The following is a 13,062-nucleotide window of genomic DNA, read 5'->3' as shown; positions in this document are numbered from 1 at the left end:
GCCTTAACAATATTAAGCCCCTACTTCTGACTTCATCAAGTTTCTTCTTGCCCACTTTCTGAAAAATTAACTCGTTTATATAATTCTTCTAAACTAATTTCAAACTGAACTGACGATAATTTTAAAATAGATTCTTTTGTCTCATATTCTGTTAAAAGCCATTTATCATCAATTGTCATCTGATTTGTCCTCAACTCCCCAAATTGTGCTAACTTTAGTTTAACAATTTTGGTTCTACCGAACTTGTCATCAGTACGACTTTTGATCACTATTTAAGTCAGGAAAGTAATATTATGGGCGTTTGGGGTTACGAAGCGTTTGAAAATGATTATGCCCTTGACTGGGTTTCTGAACTGGAAAATAATGAAGATGTTGTCTTTATTATTAAGCAATTTGAACGAATTCTTAATTGTAATCAAGATGATTATCTTGATATTTTTGAAGCAAGTATCACCATTGCTGCTGCTGAAGTTGTCGCCGCATTATTAGGAAACCCTTCTCCAGATCTTCCTCAAGAAGTAATAATTTGGTTAACCAAAAAACGACAAAAACAACTATCCCCGACAGTCGTAGAAAAAGCAAGCAATGCAGTACAAAGGGTGTTGAATAATTCTGAACTTCGGGAAGTTTGGCAAGAATCTGATGAATATGACACCTGGAGTAATAGTGTTAATAATCTTCTGGCAAGATTGGGATAATAATGAAAAATAAGGCGATCGCAACAAAGTCAAAAATTAATCGTTTTTAGTAGAATCATCTGATGAAGAATTGTTTTGAAAACGATTAAAACCTTGACGTTCAGGAAACAATGTGCATAAAAGTTGATTAATATAAATCTGACCCACCACAGGAGCATTTTTCGGTTCAGGAGAAGGTTTAGGTATTGTCGGAATTTCTGGCATTTCCGGCACCTCTGTCTCTGCTTCTAACCATAAATCTTCCATTTTTTCCATAAATGCGGGTTGTTTATCTTCAGTTATTTCTGGTTTAGGAATAGAACCATTCCTATCAGGAGAAGAACCATTATTTTCTGATTTTATTGCTTGGGAAGTTTCAGCTTTTTCCGACGTAAACCCGCGAGACATATCACCAATTAATGATCCCGCTTCAATAGTTGTTCCTGCTTCAATAGAAGTATTGATAATAGTTGTAGAAGACCCAATACAGGCATTTTTACCAATTTTACTCTGACCAACCACCAAAACCCCGGCCCCTAACATAGCACCAGATTCAATATAAATGTCTCCCTGATAAGCATTAATCAGGGTTCCCATACCAATACAAGCCCCTTCCCGTATCACAATACGACTATTAGGCGCAGCTTGCAAAATAGTCCCTGGTGCCACTACTGCACCCTCATGAATGGTAACGTCACCAATCACGCAAATATCTAACTGAGTCGGCGGATGAATAAGGGGTAAGGGCATTACTATTACTAAGTAGTCAGAAGGGGCAAGATTGTCTTACCCCCTGCACACAATTAAGGACGTTGGATAATCGCTTCTAAAACACGCCGTTTTGCTTGGCTATCAATACCAATCAAACGGACGTATTCCCCTTGATGTTCCGCTAAACAGCCTTCTAAAGCTGCAATTACCTCGGATTCACGGTTACTATCAATGGGAGAACAACTTTGCCAAGATTTGGTACGAAAACGCCGTTTATCTGCGTGTTCTGTGCCAATTTTATGTCCTTGAGAAAGTAATGAACGGACTTGAGTAACAATTTCAGCCGTTAAATTACTGGTAGCAACATGGCCATTGCCATTACTCGAATAGCTGCGGGTTCCAGGGGTAGCGGTTGCTGTTGCAGTGGTTGTACTAGCACCATTACTTGATGCTAAACCTGGCCGTTGAATAATCGTTTGTAATACTCGTCGTTTCGCTTGGCTATCAATACCAATTAAACGAACATATTCCCCTTGATGTTCCGCTAAACAGCCTTCTAAAGCTGCAATTACCTCAGATTCACGGTTACTATCAATGGGGGAACAACTTTGCCAAGATTTGGTACGGAAACGCCGTTTATCTGCGTGTTCTGTGCCAATTTTATACCCTTGAGAAAGTAAGGAACGAACTTGGGCGATCGCTTCAGCACTTAACCCACCACTGCCAGACTGAGACGCGCTATCTTTGCTCACTCTGGGAGAAGCAACGGTTCCATTGCTGTGAATTTTGCCCCCTTCTCCTGGACGATGAATCACGGTTTCGAGTACCCGTCGCTTAGCACTAGAATCAATGCCAATCAAACGGACATACTCATTATCATGTTCGGCCAAAACAGTTTGTAATTCCCGCATGACATCAGATTCTCGCTGACTTTCAATGGCAGGCCCAGTTAACCAAGAACTGGTACGGAAGCGGCGTTGACTGGCATATTCAGTTCCCACTTTATACCCTTGATGGAGTAAAGCACGAACTTGGGAGGTAATATCGCTATCCATGCTACCATTGCCGTTACTGCCAGTCTTGCCGTGGCCATTACTGGTATTTTTGGTGGTAGTCAGGCGACTGGGTTCACCAGGGGTATCCTCTGGGCGTTGCACAATCACTTCTAGGACACGCTTTTTCGCCTGACTATCAACCCCGATCAAGCGGACATATTCTCCCTGATGTTCTTGTAAACAGCCTTCTAATTCCCCTAAAACTTGGTCAACACGGCCATTAAAAGTGCCGCCTGTTAACCAAGATTTTGTACGGAAACGCCGTTGATTCGCGTGTTCTACCCCAATGGTATAGCCTTGGGACAGCAGAGAACGGACTTGGGCTACGATGTCTGAACTTAAACTCATACTTGTCACCGAATTTCTATAATCAATCTGATTAACGTCATTTATAGACTTTTCCAACTGCTCACGAATCGGCATAATGCAAGCTGAATTGTCAGCACATTGATAGCCAACTCGTAATGCGTCGTTGATTTCTACCACATGATTGGCAAAGGCGCGATCGCTCTCTGTTACATCAGGGAGACGATCCGCCTGTTGTTGGTTTGTGATAACTGCACCAGAGGGGACGTATTTTCCTGGGGGTATTTCTACATCTTGAATCAAGGCGTGCATCATGACAATGCAACCCTGGCCCACTCTGGCATTAAATACCGTTGAACGAAAGCCAATAAAACAGCCATCGCCAATATAGGCTGGCCCATGAATCAGGGCCATGTGTGTAATACAGGCCTGTTTCCCGATCCAAACCGAATATTCTTGGCCGTCATCTCCCACAACCCGTCCTTTTTCTAAGCCATGAATGACCACACCATCTTGAATATTGGTGCCTTCTCCGATGCAAAAAGGGGTTCCTTCATCGGCACGAATGGATGTTCCTGGGGCAATTAAAACATTAGCACCCACTTGAACGTCTCCAATCAGGTTAGAAAAAGAATGCACATAGGCACTGTCATCAATTCGGGGTTCGGCTAGGGTTTTTGACCAAGGTGTCGGGGGGGCCGCTGCTGTGCGGACTACCATGACAATTTAAGTCCTCCTAATTATCAGTTATCAGTTCTTGGTTGTCAGTTGTCAGTTATCAGTTATCAGTCGGCAATGATGACTAACTGAAGATTTTTGACTACCTTCCGGCTTAATAATCGTCTTTTTTGCTGTAAAGTTTACGATTTTCTACCGTGATAGTATCAATAATCCCCACTACCATCGCATCAATGGGGCGTTGTTCCATTCCACTTTCAATGCGAGCAGCACTCCCTCTTGATACTAATACCCACTCATCAATTCCTGCACCGACTAGATCCGCGGCCACTTCATATTTAGGAAGAGGTTGCCCTTGAGCATCAATGAATTGGAGCAACAAAAGCTTTGTCCCGGTTAAACTCGGAGTTTTGTGGGTACTGACAACGGTGCCTCGAACTTTAGCGATTTGCATTATGCTTGGTAATGTCTGTTTAGACCCTTCTAAAAGGAGGATTAACACTTTCGCGGAATTGTTCTACGGCTTCGGTGTAACGAATGGGTAAAACATATTCCAGGTTTTCATGGGGTCTGGCAATAATATGGGTGGACAAAACTTGTCCCCCATTAACCCGTCCGACATTTTCAATGCCAGCAGATACAGATGCTTGAACTTCGGAAACATCGCCCCGCACAATAACTGTAACGCGACCACTACCGATTTTTTCATATCCAACTAAGGTAACACGGGCTGCTTTGACCATCGCATCAGCCGCTTCAACCACGGCGGGAAAACCGAGGGTTTCTACCATTCCAACAGCAATTGACATGAGTTTTTCTCCTATGATGATACTTTTTAATTTGTTTGACGGTTTAAAGACAAAAAATGACTAATAGGCCCGGAATGCTTCTACAGCTTCGGTGTAGCGAATGGGTAGGACATATTCGAGATTTTCATGGGGACGAGCAATAATATGGGTAGACAGAACTTCTCCCCCATTAACTCGTTTGACAGCATCAACGCCAGCCGAGACTGAGGCTTGCACTTCTGACACATCACCCCGCACAATGACGGTGACGCGACCGCTGCCAATTTTTTCATACCCGACTAAGGTAACACGGGCTGCCTTAACCATGGCATCTGCTGCTTCAACAACGGCAGGAAAACCCAAGGTTTCAATCATTCCAACAGCAATTGACATAGTGTATTCTCTCGTTTGAGCCAAACTAAACAACTTTACGAACAGATCGTCTCCTAACAATTTTTTAGGAAACTTTTTAGCCTTGTTCAGACCAAATATCCCTATTTATAGGGTTCCCTAGCGCAATCCTTTGTTGCCAGTCGGCGGTCTGCTATCCTTGTCTTACAACAAGCTCTTAGGGCATAGACTTGATCTAAGTCTATGGGGTTGGGTTGTTAGTCTTGACTGACTGGCATAAACCTAGTCCCACCGGAAAAAACCGACGGGGGTAGCTAACTTATCAACCTATATCTATAAAGAATAGGGAACCTTGGCCCCTTTGACAATATAAATCACCATGATATTTTCTAATCTGATGGTTAATGAAAGTTAATAGTCCAGGAGAAGACTCTTGAAGTTCTTACCCTATCAATGACTGAGACTTTCCAAGAAGGGGTCAGACTGTTTTATAATTTTTTCATCATCACTGTTGAAAACGCGAAACTCACTGACGGGCCAGAACTCAAACAAGATTCGTTTTTGGGTTATTATTCCTCTTATGGGAAATAATTATCGAGGGTTTGGGGAGATTCTCTAGGTAATAATACTTGAGAGACGCAACAAAGTTGACGATCATCAGGGGCAATGACTGATAAACTATTGTCAGGCAAAGTGGCTGATTTTTTTCCAAGAAATCAGACCTGAATCTGAGGATTAAGATAAATTGATTCTCTGATTGACCAAAATCATTAAACATGATAAAGAGATGAGTTAACTTAAAATCCGATTAAAACTAATGTTGTCCATTCACAGTCCCTTAAGTTAATGAGTGATTTTCTCCTACAAAATAGTTGGTTTATTCCTTTTTACGGTTTAATTGGTTCTTTATTAACTTTACCCTGGTCATTGGGCATTATTCGCCGCACTGGGCCAAGACCAGCGGCCTATTTTAACCTATTAATGTCCATTTTTGCCTTTATTCATGGCTCAATTGCCTTTAATCTCATTTGGCAAGGACAGACAGAACAATTAGTCTTTCAATGGTTGACCGTCGCTGATTTAGAATTATCCTTAACAGTAGAGTTATCTCCCATCAGTTTAGGGGCCTTAGCAGTGGTCACAGCCATTAGTCTTTTAGCTCAAATCTATGCCTTGGGCTATATGGAAAAAGATTGGTCTTTAGGGCGATTTTATGGCTTAATGGGGGTGTTTGAAGCAGCTTTAGGTGGCATTGCCTTAAGTGACTCTCTGTTACTCAGCTATGGACTATTAGAAATTTTAACCCTATCGACTTATTTATTAGTGGGTTTTTGGTATGCTCAACCTTTAGTCGTAACGGCAGCGCGAGATGCGTTTTTAACTAAGCGGGTTGGGGATATTATTTTATTAATGGGGTTAGTCGCCCTTTCTAGTTATGGGGAAGGTTTAACCTTCTCTCAGTTGGAAACCTGGGCTAATAGCTCCCCTGTTGCTCCCCTAACGGCGACTTTATTGGGATTATCTTTAATTGCAGGGCCAACGGGTAAATGCGCCCAATTTCCCTTAAATTTATGGTTAGATGAGGCCATGGAAGGGCCAAACCCCGCAGGAATTATGCGAAATTCTATTGTGGTGTCAGCCGGGGCCTATGTGTTAATTAAACTTCAGCCTGTATTTACCCTCTCTCCTGTGTCTGCGGATGTTTTAATTATCTTGGGGACAGTGACGGCGATCGGTGCATCTTTGATCGCTATGGCCCAAATTGATATTAAACGGGCTTTATGTCATTCTACCAGTGTTTATTTAGGGTTAGTCTTTATTGCCGTTGGTTTGGGCCATGTTGATATTGCCTTTTTACTACTGTTTACCCATGCGATCGCCAAAGCCTTATTATTTATGAGTGCAGGGGCCATTATTCTCACCACCAGCGATCAAAATATCACTGAGATGGGAGGCTTATGGTCACGAATGCCCGCTACTACAACGGCTTTTGTGGTGGGTTCATCGGGTTTAGTGGCCCTTTTGCCCATGGGGATGTTTTGGACATGGCAACGCTGGTTTAATGGCTCTTGGGATGTTCCTACTTGGTTATTAGGCCTGTTGATGTTTGTTAATGCCTTATGTGCCTTTAATTTAACTCGTGTCTTCCGTTCTGTCTTTTTGGGAACCCCTCAAAAGAAAACCCGCCGCGCCCCCGAAATTCCCTGGCCAATGGCGTTACCAATGGTAACTTTAACAATTTTGACCTTAATTGCACCTTTAGCACCCATTCGTTGGTCATTCTGGTTATCACCAACAACTCCTTTATCTGAAAATACCTCCCTTGCAGTTCAATGGGCTGTACCATTATTGGTGGTTTCTGGCTTAATTGGCTGTTTAGTTGGCATTTTGCGGCCTGTCAGTCGTGTTTGGGAAAGACTGACTAACCGATATCTGCGATTTTTCCAAGATTTATTTGCCTATGACTTCTATTTAGACAGGGTTTATGAGGTGACTGTGGTGGCAGGGGTGGCAGGAATTTCCCGTTTAACTGCTTGGTTTGATCGCTATATTGTTGATGGGGCGGTTAATTTAGTCAGTCTGGTGACAATTTTTAGTGGCAATGCCCTTAAATATAATGTTTCTGGACAGTCACAGTTTTATGTTTTGACTATTTTGATTGGTGTTAGTGTATTGATGTGCTTTATGCTGAGTGGTCAATGGTCAATTATTACAAATTTTTGGTCATCTTTTTTACCTCAATAAAGCTGATTCTTTCTGCGGAATAATAAGACTTTAACTCAATCTTCTCAGAGTGGGCAAGGCGAAAGTATGAATGTTTTTTATGAGGGGAGAAAATTTTTTGATGCCTTGCCCCTACAAAAATCACAGAAAATGACAGGCTATGTAGATTAGAAAGAGAATACAGATCACTGACATATAGCAAAATATCGGCTATAAGAGAAAAATATCCAAAAGCAACTGTATTAATCTCTTGTGGCTGCATCATGACTTATAGCTTGAGAATTGCTGATATTCCATTGAGTGAAAGACCCCGTGAACGCTTATTATCCTCTGGGGCCGAAAATTTAGCCACGGCTGAATTATTAGCCATTCTGTTAGGAACAGGACAAGGCAAAGGAAAACTTTCTGCGGTAGGATTAGCACAGTATATTCTTCAAGAATTAAGTCAACATCGCCGAGATCCCTTGGATCTTCTCAGAGATATCAATTCCCAAGAATTAATGGCTATTAATGGTATTGGCCCCGCTAAAGCAACAACGATTTTAGCGGCAGTTGAGTTAGGAAAAAGAACCTTTCAAATACGTCCTATGGAAAAAATTGTTGTTGAAAATCCTGTTAGTGCTGTCGCTGCTTTAAGCCATGATTTAATGTGGCAAACTCAAGAACGCTTTGCGGTTGTTTTTTTGGATGTGAAAAATCGACTGATCGGAACTAAAGTGATTACTATTGGGACAGCCACAGAAACTTTAGTTGCTCCCTCAGATATTTTTCGAGAAACCCTTAAACAAGGGGCCGTTAGTATTATTGTGGCCCATAATCATCCTTCAGGCAATTTAGAACCGTCTCAAGAAGATATTGATTTAACAGAAAGACTCCTACAAGGGGCAACCTATCTCAATATTCCTCTGTTAGATCATTTAATTTTAGGGGAAGGTAATTATCATAGTTTACGAGACACAACGAATTTATGGCAGCGTTACCCCCAAAATGGGTAAGCTATACCCCTACGGGAAAGGCAAAAGTCAAAAGGCAAAAGTCAAAAAAAAATTTTTCTTTGACTTAGGTCATTGGTTGTTTAAATGCACAACAGTTTAAGCTAGGATCAATTATTAGTTCATCTGAATATTTTGGTTATTAATGCTAGTTCCTCTCACTCGTGAAGCGTTTGAACAAATTGTTCCCCTCGTTGCTACTGGGGGGCAATATTCTTTTTATTGGGGGAAATGGCCCGATTTATTGAGACGATTATTTATTTCATTGATCGCCCTGGTGGTTACTTGGCTATTGGGTAAATTAGCGGGAGCAGGGGCAGAAGCCATTAAACTAATTTTTGATATTATTGCAGGGTTATACTGGCTATGGTCGCCTGTTTTATGGGCTAGTGTGCGTAATGGTCGATATCGCCGTTATCCCTATGCTGGTTTTTGGCAGGGAGAGGTGTTAGATGTGTTTATTACAGAAGAATTGATTTCGGAAGAACAGACGGTTAATAAATGGGGTGAATTAGTTGTAATTGAAAATCGAGAACGACGGATTAATGTGGAAGTGGGGGATCAAGAGGGGTTCAGCGCAACGGTACAAGCCCCCATACGTCGTCTTTATAAGGTCATTAAGGCGGGACAACTGGCAGAAATGTTAATTTTGTCAAAACAACCGGATTTAAGCCGTATTGATAAGGTTACAGATGTTTATTTTCCTCAGCATAATTTATGGGTGGGAGATTATCCCTATTTACGTCGGGATGTGTTTCTACAAGTGAGTAAGGAATTAGGGGGAAATGTTCGTTCTGGTGAGACTAGGGGGGTTAAGACTCGTGCAATTAGACGACGTAGACGTTAAAATTTTGTAGGGAATGTCCCCGTAGTTGCCCTAAAACAGATTAGTGTCATCTTCAAGATTTTTATGGTAAAGTCTTTAGTTAATCCTTCTTATTCCTCAAACTAACATTAACACTTTCCCATTAATATGTTATTTAATTCTTCAATTTTTATTTTAGGGTTTTTACCCCTCACATTATTGATATTTTGGTTGTTAAGCAAATTTCGTTTAACCCAAGGGGTTATGATTTGGCTGTTGCTGAGTTCTCTATTTTTTTATTCTTATTGGAATATTTTTGCTCCGGCTGGCCAAGGACAAACAATTCAATATATTATCTTGATTGTTCTTTCAATTGTAATTAATCATCAGTTGGGATCAGCGATCGCATCTGCCCCATTGTCTAGCCCAAAAGCCAAATTGTTATTGTTTTTAGGAACTTGTCTAAATTTAGGGGTGATTGTTTATTATAAATATGCTAATTTTTTGCTTGGTTCCTTTAATCATATTTTTGCCAGCAATTATAATTTGGGACAGTTAATTCTGCCTTTGGGTATTTCTTTTTATACCTTTACTCAAATCGCTTATTTAGTTGACGCTTATCGAGGAGAAATCAAGGAAGAGAATTATGAATTACCTACTTATGGTTTATTTATTCTTTTCTTTCCCCAATTGATTGCTGGTCCAATTTTGCGCCATGATGAATTAATTCCTCAATTTCGTCGATTAAGAAATTTTATTTTCTCCTCTAAAAATCTGGCCCTAGGATTAACTTTATTTAGTCTTGGATTATCAAAAAAGGTAATTATTGCGGATACCTTATCCCCCTGGGTGGGAACCATATTTGCTCATGCTAATTCTCTGACATTTATTGAAGCTTGGGTGGGAGCATTGAGTTATACCCTTCAATTATATTTTGATTTTTCAGGTTATTCTGATATGGCCATTGGTCTAGGTTTAATGTTTAATATTATTTTGCCAATTAATTTCGATTCTCCCTATAAATCTTTATCAATAATTGAGTTTTGGCGACGTTGGCACATTACCCTATCTAATTTTTTGAGAGACTATTTATACATACCATTAGGAGGAAGTCGTCGCGGAGAAATTCGTCGTTATACTAATTTAATTGTCACTATGTTATTAGGGGGTTTATGGCATGGTGCAGGGTGGACTTTTGTGGTTTGGGGAGGATTACATGGTTTGTATTTATCCATTAATCATGGTTGGAAAAAGTTAAATATTACTTTCCCTAAATGGTTGGCTTGGATCATAACATTTTTGGCAGTGGTTATGGGTTGGGTGATTTTTCGCGCTCAGAATTTATCCGATGGATTAACAATGATTCAAACAATGATAGGGATTAACGGTATTACCCTTCCTGGAGAAGCTCAAGGTAAACTTTCATTTTTAAGTTCTTTGGGAATTCAACTTCAATCCTGGAGTAAATTTAATTACTTACCTGAATTTTATGGTCAGAAAAATTTGAGTATTTTGATTCTATTTGTATTAGTTTTAGGTGTTGTAAAGCTTCCTAATAGTCAAGAAATTATGGAGAAAATAAAATTCAAGTCTTGGTGGGCATTAGTATTAGGACTATTAATGACTTACTGTTTACTGTCCTTAAATCGTGTTTCTGAATTTCTTTATTTTCAATTCTAGTTATTATAAACAAAAGCTATGAGCAACTTTCGTTTGATTTTTTCTCGATCAGAAACCTCTCTTAAACAAAAGAAAGGCAAAGGCTTGACTTGGAATACATACTCTCATTTTAATGTACTTTTTTTTAGCACATTAATGCTTAGCTTAACAGGGATATCTCTGGTCAATTTTTTGTTTGATCCCTATGATATTTTTAAATATTATAATCCCATTGAACCCAAGTTAGTTAAACCCGAAAAACTGAGTCATGATCGACTATTTAAAGCAATTGATGTTATTAATCTTCAACCAGAAATCATCTTTTTAGGTTCCTCAAGAACGAAACAAGGACTTAATCCTAGTCATCCAGGTTTACCCCAAGATAAAACTATCTATAATTTAGGTCTAGATGGTTCTAATACTTATGAATTATTAAGGTACTTAGAACACGCTATTAAAAATCAACCTAATCTAAAAAAAGTGATTTTAGGGATTGATCATTTCATGTTTAATGATTTCTCTCAAGTTAAAGATAGTTTTTCTAATAATCGCTTAGAAAAAACTTACATTACTCCAGAAGATTTAGTAAACTCTCTTTTTTCTCAGGATGCTTTAATTGCCAGTAATAATACCCGGAAAGCAAATCAGAAACCATTAAAAGATAGTAAGAGTTTGAGCTATGGAAACAATGGTTTTTATCCTCATAGAAATGCCCAAGATGGTAAAAATAAATGGAGATTTGAATATTCCATTAAGCAATATTTAGAGTTTCATCCTCAATATCGATTTTCTGAAAAATACTGGAATGATTTTCAAGAAATTGTTAAACTTTGCCAGACAAATAATATTGAATTGATCGTTTTTATTTCCCCATCTCATGCAACCCAATGGGAAACCTTACGAGAAATTGGCCGCTGGGAAAGTTTTGAAAAATGGAAGCGAAAAATGGTTGAAATTACTCCCGTTTGGGATTTTTCTGGTTATAATTCCATCACAACCGAACCCATTAAAGATCAAATGACTAACTATGTTGATAACTCCCATTACAGTCCAGATGTGGGAAATTTGGTTCTTAACCGCATCTTATCCTATCAAACAGACAAGGTTCCTCAAGATTTTGGGATCTTGATAACACCGGAAAATATAGACGCTCATTTAATAAACATGCGTCATGATCAATCCCAATGGTTGCAAACTCACAAAAATGAAGTAGAGTTAGTAAAAACTCTGAAACGGAACTTTGATAAATCACAAAAGTCTCAACTAAAATAAGGGAATTTTAGAGAAAAATGTTAGATCATCAACAAGAATCAGTAATTTTATCCCGTATTCGTTATCGTTTGGCCGTTTTAGTTCCCTGTCGCAATGAAGGGTTAACTATCGCTAGAGTGGTGAAACAATTTCGCGCTGAACTGCCAGAAGCGGAAATCTACGTCTATGATAATCGTTCAACCGATGATACCGCAGCACAAGCGCAAGCAGCAGGGGCTATTGTTCGCTATGAACCCCAACCAGGCAAGGGAAATGTGGTTCGACGGATGTTTGCTGATATTGATGCGGATATCTACATTCTTGTTGATGGGGACAACACCTATGAGGTGGCAGCAGTGCGGCCACTCATTACCCAACTTTTAGATAATCAGTTAGATATGGTGGTTGGGGCCCGTCGTTCTGCGGCCGATAATAAAGAAGCTTATCGTTTGGGTCATCGCAGTGGTAATCTTTTTCTCACAGGGGTTGTTAAGCTATTATTTGGCGCACAGCTTAAAGATATGCTCTCAGGATATCGTATCTTTTCTCGTCGTTTTGTCAAGTCATTTCCTGCCCTTTCCAGTGGGTTTGAAATTGAAACAGAATTGACAGTTCATACCTTAGAATTAAAGCTTCCTTTTACTGAAGATTATATTTTATATGGTTCTCGTCCCCCTGGTTCAGAAAGTAAATTAAAAACCTTTACCGATGGTTGGCGAGTTTTAGGAACAGCAGTATTATTGTTTAAGGAGGTTCGTCCTTTTCTCTTTTTTAGTATGATCTCTATTCTCTTGGGAACCATTTCTATTTTATTAGGAATTCCCATATTTACGACTTATTTAGGCACTGGGTTAGTTCCCAGGTTTCCCACAGCTATTTTAGCTGCTACGATCATGTTACTGGCTTTTTTAAGCTTTACTTGTGGTCTAATTTTAGACTCGGTTGCTCGTGGCCGAAGGGAAGCAAAACGGATGACTTATCTTTCCTATTCTTTAACTGATTATAATAAAATTGCTCCCCCTTATTAACTCCATAACTTGTTAGACAGTGGCTCAGGGAATTTTG

The 13,062-nt window shown here is 39.7% G+C and carries 14 protein-coding genes; 7 read left to right on the top strand and 7 right to left on the bottom strand.

Features of this window, described 5'->3' with window-relative positions; all coding sequences use genetic code 11:
- Positions 1–35: 35 nt before the first annotated feature.
- The gene (locus VB691_RS18840) at positions 36–179 is read right to left on the bottom strand and encodes a hypothetical protein (RefSeq protein ID WP_323293067.1); all 144 of its coding nucleotides are present in this window, start codon (positions 177–179) and stop codon (positions 36–38) included.
- 114 nt (positions 180–293) lie between these two features.
- Here VB691_RS18840 and VB691_RS18835 point away from each other — a divergent pair, with 114 nt between their 5' ends.
- On the top strand, positions 294–698 hold the full coding sequence (locus VB691_RS18835) for a DUF4259 domain-containing protein (protein WP_323293066.1): 405 nt from the start codon (positions 294–296) through the stop codon (positions 696–698).
- 36 nt (positions 699–734) lie between these two features.
- Here VB691_RS18835 and VB691_RS18830 read toward each other — a convergent pair whose 3' ends face one another.
- The 5 genes from VB691_RS18830 to VB691_RS18810 all read right to left on the bottom strand — a co-directional run bounded on the left by VB691_RS18830 (position 735) and on the right by VB691_RS18810 (position 4,608).
- On the bottom strand, positions 735–1,427 hold the full coding sequence (locus VB691_RS18830; RefSeq protein WP_323293065.1) for a transferase: 693 nt from the start codon (positions 1,425–1,427) through the stop codon (positions 735–737).
- 53 nt (positions 1,428–1,480) lie between these two features.
- The gene (locus VB691_RS18825) at positions 1,481–3,469 is read right to left on the bottom strand and encodes a ribulose bisphosphate carboxylase small subunit (protein ID WP_323293064.1); all 1,989 of its coding nucleotides are present in this window, start codon (positions 3,467–3,469) and stop codon (positions 1,481–1,483) included.
- A gap of 112 nt (positions 3,470–3,581) precedes the next feature.
- On the bottom strand, positions 3,582–3,881 hold the full coding sequence (locus tag VB691_RS18820) for a EutN/CcmL family microcompartment protein (RefSeq protein WP_323293063.1): 300 nt from the start codon (positions 3,879–3,881) through the stop codon (positions 3,582–3,584).
- A 19-nt stretch (positions 3,882–3,900) separates the two neighbouring features.
- Complete coding sequence (locus VB691_RS18815) at positions 3,901–4,236, bottom strand: BMC domain-containing protein (RefSeq protein ID WP_323293062.1); 336 nt, start codon at positions 4,234–4,236, stop codon at positions 3,901–3,903.
- A 60-nt stretch (positions 4,237–4,296) separates the two neighbouring features.
- Positions 4,297–4,608: a carbon dioxide-concentrating mechanism protein CcmK gene (locus VB691_RS18810; protein ID WP_323293061.1), complete on the bottom strand. Its 312-nt coding sequence runs from the start codon at positions 4,606–4,608 to the stop codon at positions 4,297–4,299.
- Positions 4,609–5,412: 804 nt separating this feature from the next.
- Between VB691_RS18810 and VB691_RS18805 the strand changes: the two genes are divergently transcribed.
- The gene (locus VB691_RS18805; RefSeq protein ID WP_323293060.1) at positions 5,413–7,311 is read left to right on the top strand and encodes an NAD(P)H-quinone oxidoreductase subunit F; all 1,899 of its coding nucleotides are present in this window, start codon (positions 5,413–5,415) and stop codon (positions 7,309–7,311) included.
- Here VB691_RS18805 and VB691_RS18800 read toward each other — a convergent pair.
- The gene (locus tag VB691_RS18800) at positions 7,277–7,555 is read right to left on the bottom strand and encodes a hypothetical protein (RefSeq protein WP_323293059.1); all 279 of its coding nucleotides are present in this window, start codon (positions 7,553–7,555) and stop codon (positions 7,277–7,279) included. The two genes, VB691_RS18805 and VB691_RS18800, sit on opposite strands and share 35 nt — an antisense overlap.
- On the opposite strand from VB691_RS18800, the gene radC reads away from it, so the two are divergent.
- The 5 genes from radC (at position 7,554) to VB691_RS18775 (ending at position 13,025) form a co-directional block, all read left to right on the top strand.
- The gene (gene radC, locus VB691_RS18795; RefSeq protein WP_323293058.1) at positions 7,554–8,285 is read left to right on the top strand and encodes a RadC family protein; all 732 of its coding nucleotides are present in this window, start codon (positions 7,554–7,556) and stop codon (positions 8,283–8,285) included. The two genes, VB691_RS18800 and radC, sit on opposite strands and share 2 nt — an antisense overlap.
- A 142-nt stretch (positions 8,286–8,427) precedes the next feature.
- Positions 8,428–9,129, top strand: coding sequence for a phosphate ABC transporter permease (locus VB691_RS18790; RefSeq protein ID WP_323293057.1), 702 nt, complete (start codon positions 8,428–8,430; stop codon positions 9,127–9,129).
- Positions 9,130–9,255: 126 nt separating this feature from the next.
- The gene (locus VB691_RS18785; RefSeq protein WP_323293056.1) at positions 9,256–10,767 is read left to right on the top strand and encodes an MBOAT family O-acyltransferase; all 1,512 of its coding nucleotides are present in this window, start codon (positions 9,256–9,258) and stop codon (positions 10,765–10,767) included.
- Positions 10,768–10,785: 18 nt separating this feature from the next.
- On the top strand, positions 10,786–12,018 hold the full coding sequence (locus VB691_RS18780; RefSeq protein WP_323293055.1) for a hypothetical protein: 1,233 nt from the start codon (positions 10,786–10,788) through the stop codon (positions 12,016–12,018).
- Positions 12,019–12,035: 17 nt separating this feature from the next.
- The gene (locus VB691_RS18775) at positions 12,036–13,025 is read left to right on the top strand and encodes a glycosyltransferase family 2 protein (RefSeq protein WP_323293054.1); all 990 of its coding nucleotides are present in this window, start codon (positions 12,036–12,038) and stop codon (positions 13,023–13,025) included.
- Positions 13,026–13,062: the final 37 nt, after the last annotated feature.

The sequence above is a fragment of the Crocosphaera sp. XPORK-15E genome, from assembly GCF_034931425.1.
In the GTDB taxonomy this organism is placed as follows: domain Bacteria; phylum Cyanobacteriota; class Cyanobacteriia; order Cyanobacteriales; family Microcystaceae; genus UHCC-0190.
Note: the sequence above shows the minus strand (reverse complement) of the source record. Positions and strands in the feature narration are given on the sequence as shown.

Bases quoted from the DNA above. Each gene is read 5' to 3' on its own strand.
- radC (WP_323293058.1), top strand. From the start codon at position 7,554: ATGACTTATAGCTTGAGAATTGCTGATATTCCATTGAGTGAAAGACCC.
- VB691_RS18820 (WP_323293063.1), bottom strand. From the start codon at position 3,881: ATGCAAATCGCTAAAGTTCGAGGCACCGTTGTCAGTACCCACAAAACT.
- VB691_RS18805 (WP_323293060.1), top strand. From the start codon at position 5,413: ATGAGTGATTTTCTCCTACAAAATAGTTGGTTTATTCCTTTTTACGGT.
- VB691_RS18790 (WP_323293057.1), top strand. From the start codon at position 8,428: ATGCTAGTTCCTCTCACTCGTGAAGCGTTTGAACAAATTGTTCCCCTC.
- VB691_RS18830 (WP_323293065.1), bottom strand. From the start codon at position 1,427: ATGCCCTTACCCCTTATTCATCCGCCGACTCAGTTAGATATTTGCGTG.
- VB691_RS18825 (WP_323293064.1), bottom strand. From the start codon at position 3,469: ATGGTAGTCCGCACAGCAGCGGCCCCCCCGACACCTTGGTCAAAAACC.
- VB691_RS18815 (WP_323293062.1), bottom strand. From the start codon at position 4,236: ATGTCAATTGCTGTTGGAATGGTAGAAACCCTCGGTTTTCCCGCCGTG.
- VB691_RS18775 (WP_323293054.1), top strand. From the start codon at position 12,036: ATGTTAGATCATCAACAAGAATCAGTAATTTTATCCCGTATTCGTTAT.
- VB691_RS18835 (WP_323293066.1), top strand. From the start codon at position 294: ATGGGCGTTTGGGGTTACGAAGCGTTTGAAAATGATTATGCCCTTGAC.
- VB691_RS18800 (WP_323293059.1), bottom strand. From the start codon at position 7,555: ATGATGCAGCCACAAGAGATTAATACAGTTGCTTTTGGATATTTTTCT.
- VB691_RS18840 (WP_323293067.1), bottom strand. From the start codon at position 179: ATGACAATTGATGATAAATGGCTTTTAACAGAATATGAGACAAAAGAA.
- VB691_RS18785 (WP_323293056.1), top strand. From the start codon at position 9,256: ATGTTATTTAATTCTTCAATTTTTATTTTAGGGTTTTTACCCCTCACA.
- VB691_RS18810 (WP_323293061.1), bottom strand. From the start codon at position 4,608: ATGTCAATTGCTGTTGGAATGATTGAAACCTTGGGTTTTCCTGCCGTT.
- VB691_RS18780 (WP_323293055.1), top strand. From the start codon at position 10,786: ATGAGCAACTTTCGTTTGATTTTTTCTCGATCAGAAACCTCTCTTAAA.